This window comes from Salinimicrobium profundisediminis, assembly GCF_026241755.1.
GTDB lineage: Bacteria > Bacteroidota > Bacteroidia > Flavobacteriales > Flavobacteriaceae > Salinimicrobium > Salinimicrobium profundisediminis.
Map to the genome: position 1 here is coordinate 1 of NZ_JAPJDA010000007.1, position 17897 is coordinate 17897.

Annotated in this window: 16 protein-coding genes; 8 read left to right on the forward strand and 8 right to left on the reverse strand. The window is 42.4% G+C overall.

The features are described 5' to 3' along the window. The first annotated feature begins 258 nt into the window (after window positions 1-258). The 5 genes from ilvD to ilvA are packed head-to-tail and all read left to right on the forward strand — an operon-like array spanning window position 259 to window position 6956. The gene (gene ilvD / locus OQ279_RS05320; protein WP_266068805.1) at window positions 259-1932 is read left to right on the forward strand and encodes a dihydroxy-acid dehydratase; all 1674 of its coding nucleotides are present in this window, start codon (window positions 259-261) and stop codon (window positions 1930-1932) included. 11 nt (window positions 1933-1943) lie between these two features. Next, entirely contained in the window at window positions 1944-3677 is a 1734-nt protein-coding gene (ilvB, locus tag OQ279_RS05325; protein ID WP_266068806.1) for a biosynthetic-type acetolactate synthase large subunit, read from the forward strand. After that, entirely contained in the window at window positions 3677-4216 is a 540-nt protein-coding gene (gene ilvN / locus OQ279_RS05330; RefSeq protein WP_266068807.1) for an acetolactate synthase small subunit, read from the forward strand. Before ilvB ends, ilvN begins: the two co-directional genes overlap by 1 nt. Continuing rightward, window positions 4213-5682, forward strand: coding sequence for a ketol-acid reductoisomerase (gene ilvC, locus OQ279_RS05335; protein ID WP_266068808.1), 1470 nt, complete (start codon window positions 4213-4215; stop codon window positions 5680-5682). The genes ilvN and ilvC overlap by 4 nt, the downstream gene beginning before the upstream one ends. Beyond that, entirely contained in the window at window positions 5682-6956 is a 1275-nt protein-coding gene (ilvA, locus tag OQ279_RS05340; protein WP_266068809.1) for a threonine ammonia-lyase IlvA, read from the forward strand. Before ilvC ends, ilvA begins: the two co-directional genes overlap by 1 nt. Window positions 6957-7114: 158 nt before the next feature. On the opposite strand, the gene leuB is transcribed toward ilvA, so the two are convergent. From leuB to OQ279_RS05360, 4 genes are read right to left on the reverse strand one after another with little or no spacing between them, the layout of a single operon-like run. Beyond that, window positions 7115-8230 (reverse strand): 3-isopropylmalate dehydrogenase, encoded by a 1116-nt coding sequence (leuB, locus tag OQ279_RS05345; protein ID WP_266068810.1) that lies wholly within the window; start codon window positions 8228-8230, stop codon window positions 7115-7117. Beyond that, window positions 8227-8820 (reverse strand): 3-isopropylmalate dehydratase small subunit, encoded by a 594-nt coding sequence (leuD, locus tag OQ279_RS05350; RefSeq protein ID WP_266068811.1) that lies wholly within the window; start codon window positions 8818-8820, stop codon window positions 8227-8229. The genes leuB and leuD overlap by 4 nt, the downstream gene beginning before the upstream one ends. Then, entirely contained in the window at window positions 8821-10203 is a 1383-nt protein-coding gene (gene leuC / locus OQ279_RS05355) for a 3-isopropylmalate dehydratase large subunit (RefSeq protein ID WP_266068812.1), read from the reverse strand. Beyond that, window positions 10203-11372: a 2-isopropylmalate synthase gene (locus OQ279_RS05360; RefSeq protein WP_266068813.1), complete on the reverse strand. Its 1170-nt coding sequence runs from the start codon at window positions 11370-11372 to the stop codon at window positions 10203-10205. The genes leuC and OQ279_RS05360 overlap by 1 nt, the downstream gene beginning before the upstream one ends. A gap of 151 nt (window positions 11373-11523) precedes the next feature. Between OQ279_RS05360 and OQ279_RS05365 the strand changes: the two genes are divergently transcribed. Further along, entirely contained in the window at window positions 11524-13068 is a 1545-nt protein-coding gene (locus OQ279_RS05365) for a hypothetical protein (protein WP_266068814.1), read from the forward strand. Between the two features lie 6 nt (window positions 13069-13074). On the opposite strand, the gene OQ279_RS05370 is transcribed toward OQ279_RS05365, so the two are convergent. The 3 genes from OQ279_RS05370 to panB are packed head-to-tail and all read right to left on the reverse strand — an operon-like array spanning window position 13075 to window position 15069. After that, a complete protein-coding gene (locus OQ279_RS05370; protein WP_266068815.1) occupies window positions 13075-13776 on the reverse strand; it encodes an RluA family pseudouridine synthase in 702 nt (233 codons plus the stop codon). A 12-nt stretch (window positions 13777-13788) separates the two neighbouring features. Next, on the reverse strand, window positions 13789-14205 hold the full coding sequence (locus OQ279_RS05375) for a hypothetical protein (RefSeq protein WP_266068816.1): 417 nt from the start codon (window positions 14203-14205) through the stop codon (window positions 13789-13791). Window positions 14206-14250: 45 nt separating this feature from the next. Further along, window positions 14251-15069: a 3-methyl-2-oxobutanoate hydroxymethyltransferase gene (panB, locus tag OQ279_RS05380; RefSeq protein WP_266068817.1), complete on the reverse strand. Its 819-nt coding sequence runs from the start codon at window positions 15067-15069 to the stop codon at window positions 14251-14253. 55 nt (window positions 15070-15124) lie between these two features. Here panB and OQ279_RS05385 point away from each other — a divergent pair, with 55 nt between their 5' ends. Further along, entirely contained in the window at window positions 15125-15601 is a 477-nt protein-coding gene (locus tag OQ279_RS05385) for a nuclear transport factor 2 family protein (RefSeq protein WP_266068818.1), read from the forward strand. A gap of 1 nt (window position 15602) precedes the next feature. After that, on the forward strand, window positions 15603-16061 hold the full coding sequence (locus OQ279_RS05390; RefSeq protein WP_266068819.1) for a DinB family protein: 459 nt from the start codon (window positions 15603-15605) through the stop codon (window positions 16059-16061). A gap of 310 nt (window positions 16062-16371) precedes the next feature. Here the strand turns inward: OQ279_RS05390 and OQ279_RS05395 are convergent, their stop codons facing one another. After that, a complete protein-coding gene (locus OQ279_RS05395; RefSeq protein ID WP_266068820.1) occupies window positions 16372-17805 on the reverse strand; it encodes an L-serine ammonia-lyase in 1434 nt (477 codons plus the stop codon). Between the last annotated feature and the right edge of the window lie 92 nt (window positions 17806-17897).

Below are 17897 nucleotides of genomic sequence, written 5' to 3' on the forward strand. Positions count from 1 at the left end.
ACTGCATAAAAGTGACAACTCACAATTAAAACTATTCTAGCTAATGCCTCGGGGCTTGCCCCGAGGATTATTTACTCCCGCCTTTCTGCTGAAAATATCTTTTGGAATTTAGCTATCGTAAATAATTAAGGGTTAAGTATTTGTTTTTCAGTTAATTAAAACTATTTAGTTGCTTCTGAAAATAATATGAAGCCAGCAACTTCAAGTTTGTGCAAGATTTATGGGCCTAATTTTAGAAAAAAATGACGAAATCCCGTAATGAACAATAAGTACAGTAAAATTTTAACACAAAACGAATCTCAACCGGCCTCTCAGGCCATGTTACATGCAATAGGTCTTACAAAAGAAGATTTTCAGAAGCCATTCGTGGGTATAGCAAGTACAGGCTATGAAGGGAATCCCTGTAATATGCATCTTAATGAGCTTGCCACCCTGGTGAAAAAGGGTTGTAATGAAAATGGTCTTGTAGGCTTAATTTTTAATACCATAGGCGTAAGTGACGGAATTTCTATGGGTACACCGGGAATGCGCTATTCTCTTCCTTCCAGGGACATCATTGCAGATTCTGTTGAGACGGTCATCCATGCCATGTCGTATGATGCGCTTGTTACGGTTGTGGGGTGCGATAAGAATATGCCCGGCGCGCTTATGGCGATGTTAAGGATCAATAGGCCGTCTATTTTAGTGTATGGAGGAACAATAGCTTCGGGCTGCCACAATGGGAAAAAACTGGATGTGGTTTCGGTTTTTGAAGCCTGGGGCTCTAAGGTGTCTGGTGATATTAGTGACGAAGATTACAATAGCGTCATCGAAAAAGCCTGTCCCGGGGCAGGCGCATGTGGCGGAATGTATACCGCCAACACCATGGCTTCGGCTATTGAAGCTTTGGGGATGGCACTGCCTTACAATTCGTCAAACCCTGCAACAGGAGCCGAAAAAAGAGCAGACTGCGAAGCCGCCGGAAAAGCTGTTCAGTTGCTTGTAGAGAAGGATATAAAGCCCAAAGATATTGTTACCCGAAAGGCACTTGAAAACGCCGTTAGGTTGATTACAGTGCTTGGAGGGTCTACCAATGCGGTACTTCACTTTTTGGCGATTGCAAAAGCTGCTGAAGTAGAATTTACCCTTGCCGATTTTGAGAAGATAAGTGATACCACCCCTTTCCTTGCCGATCTTAAGCCCAGCGGAAGATTTGCGATGGAAGATGTTCACAGTATAGGAGGCATTCCTGCCGTTTTAAAATATATGCTGAAGCATGATATGCTTCATGGGGACTGCCTCACGGTTACCGGTAAAACTTTAGCTGAAAATCTCGCTGATGTGCCCGATTTAACTGAAGGCCAGCAAGTGATAAGAGCAATTGAGAATCCTATTAAGACATCAGGACATTTAAGGATCCTGTACGGCAACCTTGCCGAAGGTGGATCGGTTGCCAAGATCACCGGGAAAGAAGGCTTGTTGTTTAAAGGTAAAGCCCGTGTGTTCAATAGTGAATATGAAGCGAATAGTGGCATTTCTGAAGGGAAAGTGAAGAAAGGTGATGTGGTAGTCATAAGATATGAAGGCCCTAAAGGTGGCCCGGGAATGCCCGAAATGCTGAAGCCTACGGCAGCGATAATGGGAGCAAAGCTCGGTAAAGATGTTGCCCTGATTACCGACGGAAGATTTTCGGGAGGGACCCACGGTTTTGTGGTAGGTCATATTACCCCAGAAGCACAGGAAGGCGGGTTAATTGCCCTGGTTGAAGATGGAGATGAGATCACCATCGATGCCGAAGCCAATACAATTTCGGTTGATTTGAGTCCGGTGGAGATTCAGGAGCGAAGAAATAAATGGAGCGCCCCTAATCTTAAATTCAGCAAAGGTGTGCTTTATAAATATGCAAGAACAGTTTCTTCAGCCTCAGAAGGCTGTGTTACAGATGAATTCTAATAAGTAGAACTATGGAAGTTAAAACAGCTGGTTTTAAAGAAGTTTCCACTGCGGAAACATTGAAAGTTTCGGGAGCAGAGGCCGTGATAAAGAGCCTTCTGGCCGAAGGGGTGGAGGTAATGTATGGATATCCCGGAGGCGCTATTATGCCCGTTTACGATGAAATTTTTAAATACAAGGGTCAAATTGAACATGTGCTCACCCGTCATGAACAGGGAGCGGCACATGCAGCACAGGGATACGCCCGGGTCACCGGAAAAGTGGGAGTGGCTATTGCAACTTCGGGTCCTGGAGCTACCAACCTCATAACAGGAATTGCCGATGCTCACATAGATTCTACGCCAATGGTATGCATTACCGGGCAGGTGGGGTCGCATCTTCTGGGAAGTGATGCTTTTCAGGAGATAGATATCGTGGGGCTTTCAACTCCCATTACAAAATGGAATTACCAGATTACCAAAGCTTCCGAAATTCCTGAAGTTCTTGCCAGGGCTTTTTACATTGCCCGAAGTGGAAGACCAGGCCCTGTTCTTATTGATATCACCAAAGATGCCCAGTTTGAAAGCCTGGACTTCAGCTACAAAAAATGCTCAGGAATAAGAAGCTATACGCCTTATCCTGAAGTCAACCTACTTCAAGTGGAAAGAGCTGCCCAGGCCATTAACAATGCAAAAAAACCCATGATAGTTTTTGGGCAGGGAGTTATTTTGGGCAGTGCAGAAAAACTTTTAAAAGAGGTGGTTGAAAAGACCGGAATACCTGCAGCATGGACAATTCTCGGACTTTCGGCATTGGAGACAGATCATCCGTTAAATGTTGGAATGGTAGGGATGCACGGCAATTATGCCCCCAATATTTTGACTAACGAATGTGATGTGCTTATTGCCATAGGAATGCGTTTTGACGACCGGGTAACCGGAGACCTCAATACTTATGCAAAACAAGCTACCATTATTCATTTTGAAATAGATCCTGCCGAGGTAAACAAGAATGTACATGCTCATATCCCGGTATTGGGAGATGTGAAACAGACTTTAAAGCTGCTTCTCGAATTTCTTCAGCCAAAGAGCCATGATCAATGGCATAATAAATTTCGGGAGCTTCATAGTACTGAATACGAAAAGATCATCAAAAATGATCTTTCAGCAAGCGAAGGAAAGATAAAGATGGCCGAAGTTCTCGATGAAATAAACACAGTTTCAAAAGGGGATGCTATCATAGTTTCAGATGTGGGCCAGCATCAAATGGTGGCCTGTAGATATGCAAAATTCAACTCCTCGCGCAGTAATGTAACGTCGGGCGGACTGGGAACCATGGGGTTTGCTTTGCCTGCAGCCATTGGTGCAAAAATGGGAAGCCCTAACCGCCAGGTTGTGGCAATTATTGGTGACGGAGGTTTCCAGATGACGTTGCAGGAACTGGCTACCATTTATCAAATGAATGTTCCTGTGAAGATTGTTGTTTTAAATAACAATTTTCTCGGAATGGTAAGGCAGTGGCAACAAATGTTCTTTGAAAAACGCTATGCTTCTACAGAAATGGTGAACCCCGATTTTACAGGCATCGCCAAAGCCTATCATTTAACCACCAGGAAAATTTCAGAAAGATCTAACCTTCAGGAGGCAGTACAGGAAATGCTGGCATCAGATAAACCTTTCTTTCTTGAAGTAGAAGTAGAAAAGGAAGAGTGCGTTTTCCCAATGATCACAACAGGAGCATCAGTTTCAGATATACGTTTAGAGTAATGGAAAAGAAAAATTATACAGTATCGGTTTACACAGAAAATAACCTGGGGTTGCTAAGTAGAATAGCCGCCATTTTTTTGAAGAGACACATAAATATTGAAAGTATTACGGTCTCTCAAAGTGAGGTGCATGAGGTGATGCGGTTTATCATCATCGTAGAAGTGACTGAAGAGCAGGTCAAAAAGATCGTGGGACAAATTGAGAAACAAATAGAAGTAATTAAAGCTTTCTATCACAAAGATGAGGAGCTTATTTACCAGGAGACTGCCTTATATAAGGTGCGATCTTCAGATTTTGTAGAAGATTTTGACATCCAGAGTTTTATTAAAAAGACCAATGCCCGCATTGTCACTGTTTCACCCAATTTCTTTGTCATTGAAAAAACTGGGGAGCGGCACGAGACTGAAAGCCTTTATGAAAAATTGAAACCTTACGGGCTTATGCAGTTTGTAAGATCGGGAACCATTGCAGTTTCCAAAAATGAAATGCCAATATCAGAACTATTAGAAAAATTCAATACTTCAAATACAATACAATGAGTAACTATTTTAACAGCCTTTCAAGAGGCGAACAATTAGCTCAATTACAAACCTGCAGGTTCATGTCTAACGAAGAGTTTAATGACGGCACCTCAGCTTTAATCGGTAAAAAAATAGTAATCGTGGGCTGTGGGGCGCAGGGGTTAAACCAGGGGCTCAACATGAGAGATAGCGGTCTTGATATTTCTTATGCTTTAAGAGAAGGGGCAATTCAAAACAAGAGACAATCTTACCTCAATGCTACAGAAAATGGGTTTGAAGTAGGGAGTTTTCAGGAATTGATCCCACAGGCCGATTTGGTTATAAACCTTACCCCAGATAAGCAGCATTCTTCGGTGATAGAAGCTATTCAGCCTTTGATCAAAAAAGATGCAGTTCTTTCCTATTCTCACGGCTTCAATATTGTGGAGGAAGGAATGAAGATAAGAGAAGATATTACTGTAATTATGGTTGCACCTAAATGCCCTGGGAGCGAGGTGCGTGAAGAGTACAAACGCGGTTTTGGTGTGCCTACGTTAATTGCTGTACATCACGAGAATGATCCGCATGGAATAGGTTTAGAGTGGGCAAAGGCTTATGCTTATGCTACAGGCGGCCATAGGGCAGGAGTTTTGGAATCGTCTTTTGTAGCCGAAGTAAAATCTGATCTCATGGGCGAACAGACCATCCTGTGCGGCGTACTGCAAACCGGATCTATTTTGAGCTTCAATAAAATGGTTGCTGAAGGAGTAGAGCCGGGATATGCTGCAAAACTCATTCAGTATGGCTGGGAAACTATTACTGAAGCTCTAAAACATGGAGGAATTACTCAAATGATGGACAGGCTTTCAGATCCTGCAAAGGTGAGGGCGTATGAAATTTCCGAAGAACTGAAGGAAACGTTGAGACCCTTGTTTAGAAAACATATGGATGATATCATCACCGGTGCCTTTAGTTCAAGGATGATGAAAGATTGGGAGAATGATGATAAAGAATTGTTGGAGTGGAGAGCAGCTACAGAAAATACTGCTTTTGAAAAAACTGACGCTACTTCAGAAAAAATTAGTGAACAGGAATACTTTGACAAGGGCGTGCTTTTGGTGGCCTTTGTAAAATCTGGCGTAGAGCTGGCTTTCGAAACCATGGTAGAAGCCGGAATTATAGAAGAATCGGCTTATTATGAATCCCTTCATGAAGCGCCACTTATTGCCAATACCATTGCAAGAAAGAAACTGTATGAAATGAACAGGATTATTTCGGATACAGCTGAATATGGTTGTTATCTTTTTGACCACTCCTGCAAACCTTTGATAAAAGATTATATCAATAACCTGGAGCCAGATGTGATTGGAAGGGAGTATACTGGTAGTGTTCAGGATGAAAATAAAGTAACACAAATAAATGAATCTGTAAGACAGCATTCTGTTGAAAAGGTTGGTGCAAAACTTAGAAAGGCGATGACCGCAATGAAAAAACTCGAAGTATAATGGATGAGCTAACTGCTGCTACAAAACAATACCGCCCGCAACTGGAGGCTGTAAGAGAGGCTAAAGAAAGGATCTCAAAAGTGACACTTTTGACACCTTTGGCTTCCTCATTTACATATAGCAGGAAGTTTAATGCCAATATTTTTCTGAAAAGGGAAGATCTTCAACAGGTAAGGTCTTACAAAATTCGTGGTGCCTATAATAAGATCTCAAGTTTACCTAAAGACCAGTTGAACAAGGGAGTTATTTGCGCCAGTGCCGGTAATCATGCCCAGGGAGTAGCCTTTGCATGTAATAAATTACAGACCAAAGGGGTTATTTATATGCCGGTAACCACCCCACGCCAAAAAGTGGAACAAACCCAGATGTTTGGCGGGGAATGGGTAGAAGTTGTTCTAAAAGGTGACACTTTTGACGATTCTTATAAACAGGCCGTAGTTCACGGCCTGGAGAAATCGTTGGTCTTTATTCACCCTTTTGATGACCCCAAGGTAATTGAAGGACAGGCAACCATTGCTCTCGAAATCCTTGAACAGGCCGGGGCTCCTATAGATTACGTTTTTGCACCCTTGGGCGGCGGCGGATTATTAGCGGGCTTATCTTCGGTATTTAAACAACTTTCGCCCCAAACTAAAGTCATTGGAGTAGAGCCCGAAGGCGCTGCTTCTATGACCGCTTCCCTGCAGGAAGGGAAAGTAGTGGAGCTGCAAACTATTGAGCGATTTGTTGACGGTGCAGCGGTACAGAAGGTGGGAGCAATCAATTTTGATCTCTGCCGGGACAACCTGCACCAGATGCTTAGTATCCCCGAAGGTAAGATTTGTCAAACCATTCTGGATCTTTACAACCAGGATGCTATAGTTGCTGAACCTGCAGGAGCTATGGCACTTGCGGCGCTTGATCTCTTTTCGGAAGAAATTAAAGGCAAGAATGTGGTTTGCATTTTAAGTGGTGGCAATAATGACATCACCAGGACCGCCGAAATTAAAGAAAGGGCCTTACTGTATTCGGGTCTTAAGCATTATTTCATTGTGCGCTTTCCGCAGCGGGCCGGGGCTTTAAAAGAGTTTGTTGAAACTGTGTTAGGTCCAAATGACGATATTACCCATTTTGAATACTCTAAAAAGCACCACAGGGAGAATGGTCCGGCTGTGGTAGGAATTGAGCTAAAGGATGCTGAAGATTTTGCACCTTTAGTGCAACGAATGAAGGATTACAATTTCTATGGGCAGTATCTTAATGATAGCCCCGATCTTTTTCAGTTCCTGGTATAAAAAAAGAAGCTGTCTAAAATATTGATAGTGGTTGAATTAATTGATCAGGTTATCGGGTTGTGCAAACACCGGTAGCCTGATCAATTTGTTTCTGAATAAATTCAGAAGAACACTTTCAATAACTTTAAGACAGCCTCTACAGGCAATAGACAACCATTCTAAATTATTGTCATTTGGCCAATAGTGAGGTTATTATCATTGATGTGATGATGCTCAGACTCACTTATTCTTCCTTCAAGAAAATCACCCACTTTTTCTGTAGAGTAATGATTGTTCTTGTTTAGATCTTGTGTACAAACATTCAGTTTGATGCTTTCTTCAACTGCTTTTCTAATTACATCGGCTTCCCGGTTTAGATTGAAATGATCGAGTAGAAGTGCTGCAGATAAAATTGAAGCTACAGGGTTGGCAATTCCTTTCCCCGTGGCCTGCGGGAATGATCCATGTATAGGCTCAAAAAGAGCATTTTCAAAACCCACTGAAGCTGAAGCCAGCAAGCCTATACTACCACCAATAACGCTGGCCTCGTCGGATATAATATCTCCAAACATATTTTCTGTAACGATCACATCAAATTGTTTTGGATCAAGCACCATTTGCATGGCCGCATTGTCTATAAAGAGAAAATCAAGGCTTACATCTGGATATTCTTTAGCCATATTTGTTACTGTCTTTCTCCATAAGCGCGAAGTTTCCAGCACGTTTGCTTTATCTATAAGAGTAAGTTTCTTTTTCCTCTTTTGTGCTGCCTTAAAAGCAAGGTGGGCGAGTCTTTCAATTTCGTAGGTGCTGTAGGTGCAAAGATCGTTTGCAGTTTGACCATCTTCGCTGGTGCTTTTTTCTCCAAAATAGATTCCGCCGGTGAGTTCTCTGTAAATCACCATATCGGCTCCTGCGATTCGTTCGGGGCGCAAAGGGGAGTGCTCCAGCAGATTTTCGTAAGCTCTTACCGGCCTAATGTTGGCATATAGTCCAAGTTCTTTTCTCAATTTTAATAACCCCTGTTCTGGCCTGACTTTAGCGGCAGGGTCATTATCATATTTTGGATGGCCAATCGCACCAAACAAAACTGCATCAGACTCTTTACATAATTCTAAGGTAGAATGGGGGAGCGGGTCTCCGGTGCGGTCTATGGCAATGGCGCCCACTATTGCTTCTTCAAATTCAAAATCATGGTCAAAACGTTCATCTATTGCCTTTAAAATTTTTACTGATTGTTTTGTCACCTCTGGTCCAATTCCATCTCCCGGTAATACTGCTATTTTCAACTTCATATTTGTAATTGTTTGTCTTCGTATTTCTTGATTGCGTTGCGCCTGCTTAATAGAAAATCTATATCGTCATAACCATTTAACATACAGGTCTTTTTGTAAGGATCTATTTCAAAATTTTCAGCTTCTCCCGAATCTTTTATGCTGATTTGTTGATTTTCAAGATCGACAATAATCTCTCCTGAAGGCTGTGAATTGAGGTAGTCAAATAGCTTTTCCAGGAACTCGGGAGAGACTTGTACCGGAAGGAGTCCGTTATTCAGGGCATTTCCTTTAAAAATGTCTGCAAAGTAGCTTGAAACTACAACCTTAAATCCATAGGCTTTAAGAGCCCATGCGGCATGTTCCCTGCTTGAGCCGCACCCAAAGTTGTCTCCGGCTACAAGGATAGGGCCCGCGTAAGATGGGTTGTTAAGACTGAAATCCGGGTTAAGATTTTCATCCTTTGTATATCTCCAGTCCCGGAAAAGATTTTCACCAAAACCGGCCTTATCTGTCGCTTTTAAGAATCGGGCAGGAATGATCTGGTCTGTGTCTATGTTTTCAGTTTCGAGAGGTACAGCAGTGGCAGTAAGTTTTATAAATTTTTCCATTTAATTCAGGCTTTTGGTAAAGTCAACTAATTTTCCTGCTACAGCTGTGGCTGCTGCTGTTAATGGGCTGGCAAGAATAGTTCTTGCTCCCTGGCCCTGTCTACCTTCAAAGTTTCTGTTACTGGTAGAAACACAATATTCTCCTGCGGGAATCTTATCATCATTCATGGCAAGACAGGCCGAACAACCGGGCTGGCGCAAAGTAAAACCGGCATTTTCAAAGATCTCCTGAAGTCCTTCGGCTTTAATTTGGTCGGCTACCTGCCGGGAGCCGGGAACAATTAAAGCGTTAACGTTAGCAGCTTTTTGCTTCCCTTTGATGTAAGACGCTGCTACTCTAAAATCTTCTATTCGCGAATTGGTGCAGCTTCCAATAAAGATCCAGTTCACCGGTTTGTCAAGAAGAGATTCCCCCTGCACAAATCCCATGTATTCCAAAGCTTTATCTGCGCTTTTACCTGCGCCAGTAGGGATAGAGCCTGTAAGTTTTATTCCCATGCCGGGATTGGTGCCATAGGTAACCATAGGTTCAATATCTTCAGCCTCAAAACTCACTTCTTTGTCAAAAACAGCATTTTCGTCAGTTTTAAGGGTTTTCCAGTATGCCTTTCGTTTCTCAAATTCCTCTCCTTTAGGAGCAAATTCTTTTCCTTCAACATAATTGAAAGTAGTATCATCTGGAGCAATAAGTCCGCCACGGGCTCCCATTTCAATGCTCATATTACAAACCGTCATACGTCCTTCCATAGACATATTTTCGAATACATCTCCTGCATATTCACAGAAGTACCCTGTACCCGAATTTGTTCCCAGCTTGCTGATGATGTAGAGAATAACATCTTTTGGGAGCACTCCTTTTTTCAACTTTCCATTGACATTCACCCTCATCTTTTTCGGTTTCTCTACCAGAAGACACTGGCTGGCAAAAACCTGGGCCACCTGGCTGGTTCCAATACCAAAGGCAATGGTTCCAAAGGCACCGTGCGTTGAGGTATGGCTATCTCCACATACTATGGTCATTCCCGGTTGGGTAATACCTAATTCGGGGGCCATAACATGCACAATTCCATTGTAAGGGTGTCCCAACCCGTAAAGCTGGATATTATTCTCTTCGCAGTTTTGCGTTAGCTCCGACAGTTGTTTTCTTGACAGGAGATCCTTTATAGGTAAATGTTGATTTAATGTAGGCGTATTATGATCGGCAGTGGCAACAATCTTGTCGGGCCTGTAAACCGAAATGCCCCGCTCCTTTAATTCATTAAAGGCCTGGGGGCTGGTAACTTCATGGATGAGGTGTTTATCAATATACAAGACATCTGGCCCGTTAGGGATTGATTCCACAACATGCGAGTCCCAAATCTTATCAAATAACGTCTTCTTCATTAGGCAGAGGCTCGGTTTTTAAAACTTAAGTCCATAATCTCATGTAAGTCTGTATCTGCTACTTCTTTTTTAACATCGGCATAACTAAGGAAGGTGGCATAGACAATATCTAACTGCAATTTGGTTAGTTCATATCCCATAATTTTGGCTTTATAGGCAAGTGCAGCCCTGCCACTTCTTGCAGTGAGAATAATAGCCGATTCTGTGACTCCTACATCTGCAGGATCTATGATTTCGTAAGTTTCCCGGTTTTTAATGACCCCATCCTGGTGAATGCCCGAGCTGTGCGCGAAGGCATTAGCCCCAACAATAGCTTTATTTGGTTGTACTACCATTCCCATTTCCCTCGAAACGAGGTTGCTTAATTCAAATAATAGTTTTGGGTTCAGGTTAGTAGTAAAGTTAAGGTCGGGGTGCTGCCTCAAAATCATAATTACTTCTTCAAGAGCTGTATTACCTGCACGTTCCCCAATGCCGTTTATGGTACATTCCACCTGGCGGGCGCCATTTCTAATTGCTGCAATGGCATTTGCGGTGGCAAGCCCAAGATCATTGTGACAATGACAGGAAATAATTACATTCTCGATGTTTTTTACATTCTCTTTTAGGTATTTTATCTTTTGTCCGTATTCTTCAGGAAGGCAATATCCCGTAGTATCGGGTATATTTAATACGGTGGCACCTGCTTCTACTGCGGCGGTACATACACGGGCCAGGAACTCATTGTCGGTGCGTCCGGCATCTTCAGCATAAAATTCCACGTCATCTACAAAATTTTTGGCATAGGAAACTGCTTCCCTCGCCCTCACGATAATCTCTTCGCGGGTGGAATTAAATTTATACTTAATGTGAGAATCTGAAGTTCCAATCCCGGTGTGAATTCTTGGCCTTTTAGCAGGTTTTAATGCTTCGGCAGCAACTTCTATATCTTTCTTTACGGCCCGGGTGAGTCCGCAAACGCTGGTATTTTTAACGAGTTTGGAGATTTCAGATACCGATTTAAAATCGCCGGGGCTTGAAACAGGAAATCCTGCCTCTATAACATCTACTCCCAGCGCTTCCAGCTTTTCAGCAATCTTCAGTTTTTGCCTGGTTTCAAGTTTACAACCCGGTACTTGCTCCCCATCTCTCAGGGTGGTGTCAAAAATTTGTACCCTTTCTTTACTCATATCAAATAAAATTTACTTTACAATAACTTTGACTAATTTAACCAGCTCATTTCCCTTCATAGGAAATAAATACCTGTTATTACGACAATTAAATATAAAATTAGAGTTTAAAGTATTTGATTTTCAATAAGTTGCACCTGATCTTGTTACAATGACCAATGAATTAACCGATAACCTGTTTTCTCTTATTAAGTCACTTTCACCTTCCGAAAAACGACAGTTTACCCTGTACGTTGGCCGAATTGGGGTGAATAGTGACAGTAAATTTCTAAACCTGTTCAAAGTAATGTCCAGGCAAAAGAAATATGATGAAGAATATATTCTAAAGAATACAGCGATAAGCAAACAGCAGCTTTCCAACATCAAAGCCCATCTTTATAAGCAGTTACTCATAAGTCTAAAATTAAATCCCGTACATCAAAGTGTACCTATTAATATTAGGGAGCAGATGGATTTTGCTTACATCTTATATCGAAAAGGGCTTTATAAACAAAGCCTTAAGATCCTGGAGAAAGTGAAGGCTACAGCACTGCATTATGAAGAGAAAGTACTGGCTTATGATATTCTTGAGTGGGAGAAGATCATCGAGTCTCAATACATCACCCGCAGTACGCACAACAGGGCAGAGACCCTGGTACAGGAAACTAAAGACCTCACCGAACTCAATCTCATTTCGGGAAAGCTCTCCAACCTTTCCCTTCAGCTTTATAACATTTTTCTGAAGATGGGCCACGCCCGTACTCAGGAAGAATCGGATACTATTCGTGATTATTTCAAACAAAATCTGCCCGAATTTGATATTGCAAAACTCGGTTTCCGGGAAAAGCTGTGGTTATATAAAGCCCATTTGTGGTATAGCTTTATTTCCCAGAATTTTATTTCCTGTTACCGGTATTCTTCCAAATGGATAGATCTTTTTAAGGAATATCCTCACCTCATTAGCGTGCACCCTGTTTCTTATTTAAAAGGAAATCACTATTTGCTGGAATCGTTGTTTTATCTCAATCATACTGCACTTTTTGAAAAGACGCTCAAACATCTCGAGGAAACTCTAAAAGACCCCAAAATTCCTGATGATGACAACATAGGCACCCTGTCGTTTCTCTACGTTTATTCAAATAAACTCAACCTTAGGTTTATGAAAGGAGATTTTGATAACGGGGATACGCTGGTAGAGAAAATTGAGAAGAAAATCAAGAAGTATGGCTCCCGGATAGATGGGCACCATATCATGATTTTCTACTATAAAATTGCCTCTTTATACTTCGGAAATGGAAATTACACAAAGTGTATAGACTTTCTGAAAAGGATCATTGACAATAAATCTTTGGAAGTAAGGGAAGACCTCATGTGCTTCTCAAGAATTCTAAACCTTGTTGCCCATTACGAGGCAGGAAAGGATTATCATCTTGAAAGCCTGGTGAAGTCAACGTACAAATTCCTTATTAAAATGAACGATATGCATAAAGTTCAAAAGGAAATGATAAGGTTTCTTCGGAATTTACCCGAAGTTTCTCCTCTGTACATTAAAGATGAATTTAGGAAGCTTCACAGTACGCTGAAGGTTTACGAAGATCATCCTTATGAACGAAGGGCATTCTTATATCTTGATATACTGTCCTGGCTCGAAAGCCGGATTGAAGACCGGCCTGTTGCCGAAATTATTGCCGAAAAGGTGAAACTGGTCTCCAGGTAAGAAAGATCAGGCCCTGGAAGCCTCCCATATGGGATCATTTGGTGGCGGAGCAATGACTTCCAGCATTTCCTTTTTTACCGGATGGTTAAAAACCAGCTTCCGGGCATGTAGGTGAATACTGCCGTCTTTATTGCTGCGGTCAAAACCGTACTTGAGATCACCTTTTATTGGGCAGCCGATAGAAGATAACTGGCTCCTAATCTGGTGATGCCTGCCGGTATGCAAATCGATCTCCAGGAGGTAATAATTATTTAGTTCTTTTATAACCCGGTACTCTAAAATGGCTTTTTTGGAGTCTGGTACTTCCTTGATGTGTGCGTAAGATTTATTCTGTTTAGGATTTCGCTTCATGAAATGCACCAAGGTGTCCTGTTGCTTTGGCGGAGCATTCTTTACCACTGCCCAATACGTCTTTTTCGCCTCCTTTTCTTTAAATAGCTTGTTGAGACGGGGAAGTGCCTTAGAGGTTTTGGAGAACAACACAATCCCGCTGGTAGGGCGATCGAGTCGATGGACAACTCCAAGATATACATTTCCGGGTTTATCGTACTTGATCTTGATATATTCCTTTACCACTTCGCTAAGTGGCACATCTCCTGTTTTATCCCCCTGCACTATATCCCCAGGACGTTTATTTACGATGATCAAATGATTGTCTTCGTAAAGTACCAGAAGGTTTTGAGGAGTGGAAATTGTTTTGTGTTCCAAAAATGGCAAATTTTAAATGGGTTTTGTAGCATAGCCAACAAACGGATTTTGCTCCACTTCCAAAGAACCCAAAGTGCTTAAGAGTTTGTGCAACGAGTCGTTTTCTATGACTTCAGTATTGATGCTAAGCTTTTCTTCGGAAGTAAAAAGTTTTATCCTGCCGGGAAAAGACTGTACCTGCTCAATTTTATCAAGCTCAATTGATTTCTTTCGGAGAGAATTCTTTGTTAATAATCTTTTTTGAATACTCAGATATTGATGCTTTTTTTCAAAAAAGAAAGTGCCAACCAATAATATTCCGAGGAGAAGCTGAAAAGAAGTGAAATAGCTGGCGGTTCCTTCATATATTTTGAGACCACCTAAAATGACGAAAAGTCCTCCCAACACAAGGTTGGAATAAAGTCGCCTTTTTGAATACGCTATTTTCATTATTTACAGTTACTTCTCAGAACCAACTCCTAACTCTGAACTTCTCTAATATTGTTCATCATCTGATGGGAAATTCCTGCTCTTCACATCATCCCGATATTGCTCGAACGCCTTCGTCATTTCTGAATACAGGTCTAAATACCTTCTTAGGAATCTTGGATTAAACTCGTGGGTCATACCAATCATGTCGTGAACTACAAGTACCTGTCCGTCAACACCATTTCCGGCGCCAATTCCAATTACAGGAATGGTTAAGCTTTCAGCAACTTCTTTGGCCAGTTTGGCAGGTACTTTTTCTAATACCAGTGCAAAACAACCGGCTTTTTCGAGCATAAGCGCATCGGTTTTCAGTTTTTCAGCTTCAGCTTCTTCTTTAGCACGTACCGTGTAGGTTCCAAATTTGTAGATGGACTGCGGAGTTAACCCTAGGTGGCCCATCACCGGAATTCCGGCGTTAAGGATACGTTTTACGGAATCTTTGATCTCTTTTCCACCTTCCAGCTTCACTGCATGTCCGCCGCTTTCTTTCATGATCCTTATCGCTGAACGCAAGGCTTCTTTTGGATCACTTTGATAGCTTCCGAAGGGAAGATCAACAACCACCAAGGCCCGTTCTACCGCCCGCACCACACTAACCGCATGATAGATCATCTGGTCAAGCGTAATAGGAAGTGTAGTTTCATGTCCCGCCATCACATTACTGGCCGAATCTCCTACCAAAATTACGTCTATCCCTGCACCGTCAACTATTTTTGCCATCGAAAAGTCATAGGAGGTAAGCATTGAAATTTTCTCTCCCTGGGCTTTCATTTCAACCAGCGATTTGGTAGTGATTCTTTTATATTGCTTCTTGGCGACTGACATAGTTGTAAAATTAAAATTCAGGTAAAAGTACTAAATTACATTCAAAACTGAACACATGAAAAGACTTGTAACCACTGCTGTTTTTGTCATTTTTGGCACCCTGGCTTTCGCGCAGACCTCTTCGGAAGAAGAAAAGGTAAAAGAAGTGGTGCATACTTTTTTTGAAGGTTTCCATGCCAGGGATTCTTTGATGATGAAATCCGTTTTTTATGAAGATCCTGTGATACAGACTATTGCAAAGGGAGAAGACGGGGTCCCACAATTAGTGAATGAGGAGCTTGAAAAGCTGCTGAAAGGAATTGTTTCCATTCCTCTGAAGACTACTTTCAAGGAAGTGCTTCACGAGTATGTGATCAAAATCGATGGCGACATGGCAAATGCCTGGACGCCTTATTCTTTTTACCTTAATGACACCTTTAGCCACTGCGGCGTGAATAATTTTCAGCTTTTGAAGCAGAAGGGCGAATGGAAGATCATTTATCTTATTGATACCAGAAGGAGGGAAGGTTGTGAATATAAGAAACTCAAATAGCATGGAAACACAAAGATTAAAACAGGAATTTTCACAACTCTATAATGGCGATCCATGGATTGATGTCACTCTGAAGCAGACACTTCATGAAATTTCTGCGGAAAAAGCTTTTAAAAAAATTGCTGAAGGCCGAAATTCCATTTGGCAAATCCTCAATCATATCATTGAGTGGCGGCGCATGATCCTGAAGCGTTTATCTGGCACTATTGTCCCTGTTCCCGAAGATAATTTTATTAGAAAAATTGAAGATCCTTCTGAAGAGGCGTGGCAGCGGACTTTGCAGGATCTGGAAGAGACCCAGCAGGAATGGCTGTTATTTTTTGATGGCTTAAAAGATGAAGATCTCGAAAAGACCTATCCGGGGAACGGGCAGCGGTTTTATTATTTGATCCAGGGGATCATTCAACATGATGCTTATCATTTGGGGCAGATTGTGTTGCTTTCGAAGCTACAGTACTAGGTTTGGTTTGGTGGACTTCGTCCCGCTGCGCGGGTGTAACCCCTGACCACCCCGTCAGGCTATCGCCTGCCACCCCTCCTTGAAAAAAGGAGGGGAGCTGTTGGAGACATTTCCGCTCCGCGAAACCCTCCACAAGTGGAGAAGTTGTCTTTAAGCTGGTTTCGCTCCGCGTTCACTCTGCCTGCGGCAGGAAGGGATCTTCTTTAGCGGAGGTTGTCTCCTGAACCTGCCTTCAGGCAGGGAAGTTGCCCGCAACTTCAAAGTGTTCCCCTCCTTTTTTCAAGGAGGGGTGCCCGCAGGGTGGGGAGGTTTAACAGTCACTCAAACTCACCCTTACCGCCAGTCCACCTTCTGAAGTCTCTTTGTACTTTGAGTTCATATCTTTTGCAGTTTCCCACATAGTTTCGATCACCTTATCGAGCGGAACTTTAGCGTGGATAGAATCTGCATCCATGGCCATTTCGGCGGCGTTAATGGCTTTTATGGCACCCATGGAGTTTCTCTCAATACAGGGGATTTGAACCAATCCGGCGATAGGGTCACAGGTGAGGCCGAGGTGGTGTTCCATGGCAATTTCAGAAGCCATCATCACCTGCTCGGGAGTACCGCCCATGACTTCGGCCAAAGCCCCGGCAGCCATGGAGGAGGAAACCCCGATTTCTGCCTGGCAACCTCCCATAGCTGCCGATATGGTAGCCCCTTTTTTAAATAAACTTCCAATTTCTCCGGCAACGAGTAGGAACTGTTTGATCTTTTCAAATCCGGCGTTGTGGTTTTCAATCGTGAGATAATACATGAGCACAGCAGGAATCACTCCGGCACTACCATTGGTTGGTGCGGTGACAACTCTACCAAGAGATGCGTTCACTTCATTTACTCCCAAAGCGAAACAGCTAACCCACTTGAGAATGGACCGGAATTTTACTTCGGTATTTCGAATGGCTTCAATCCATTCTTCCTTGGTGTCATACTTTGAATCTCCAATGAGCTTCTTGTGAGAATCGGGAGCACGGCGGCGCACGTTTAGTCCGCCGGGAAGTGTACCTTCAGTATGGCAGCCCAGGTACATAGATTCCAGCATTACATCCCATACAGCTTTGAGTCCGGCGTCAATTTCTTCTTCAGTCCGAAGGGATTTTTCATTCTCATAAACTATTTCGGAAATCTTCTTATTCTCCTGTTTGCAAAATGCCGCAAGATCAGTTCCTTTTACAATTGGAAAAGGGAATTCCTTGAATTTCTTCAGCTGCTTCTTGGCATTCTTTCGTTCTTCCTTTACTACAAATCCGCCGCCAATAGAATAGAACGTGGAGGAGGTTGTTTTTCCGGAGGAAAGTCGGGCTGTGAATTTCATTCCGTTAGGATGAAATGGCAGGAACTTCTTGTTAAAAACGATATCGTTTTCGAGGCTAAAGTCAATACTGCGCTCGCCGTTCAGATTAAGCCGGTTAAAAGTACGGATGTTATTAATCTCGGGATCAATATTCTCTACGGGAACAGTGACAGGATCATAGCCTAAAAGCCCAAGGACAGAGGCAAGATCTGTAGCGTGGCCTTTTCCGGTAAGGGAAAGAGATCCGTACAGGTTGATGGTCACCTTTTCTACTTCATCAAATTTTCCGGCTTGCTTTAATTCCCCGATCCACCTTTCGGCTGCCCGCCATGGGCCAAGGGTGTGGGAGCTGGAAGGACCAACTCCTATTTTAAGCATGTCAAAAACGCTGATACTTTCGATTTTTTGCATTCAGGAATAAAAATTTGGGTAAAATTAAATCTTTCTTTTTGAATGACCGTATAAAATAATTAGGAAATAATCCATGTTATTATGGAATATTT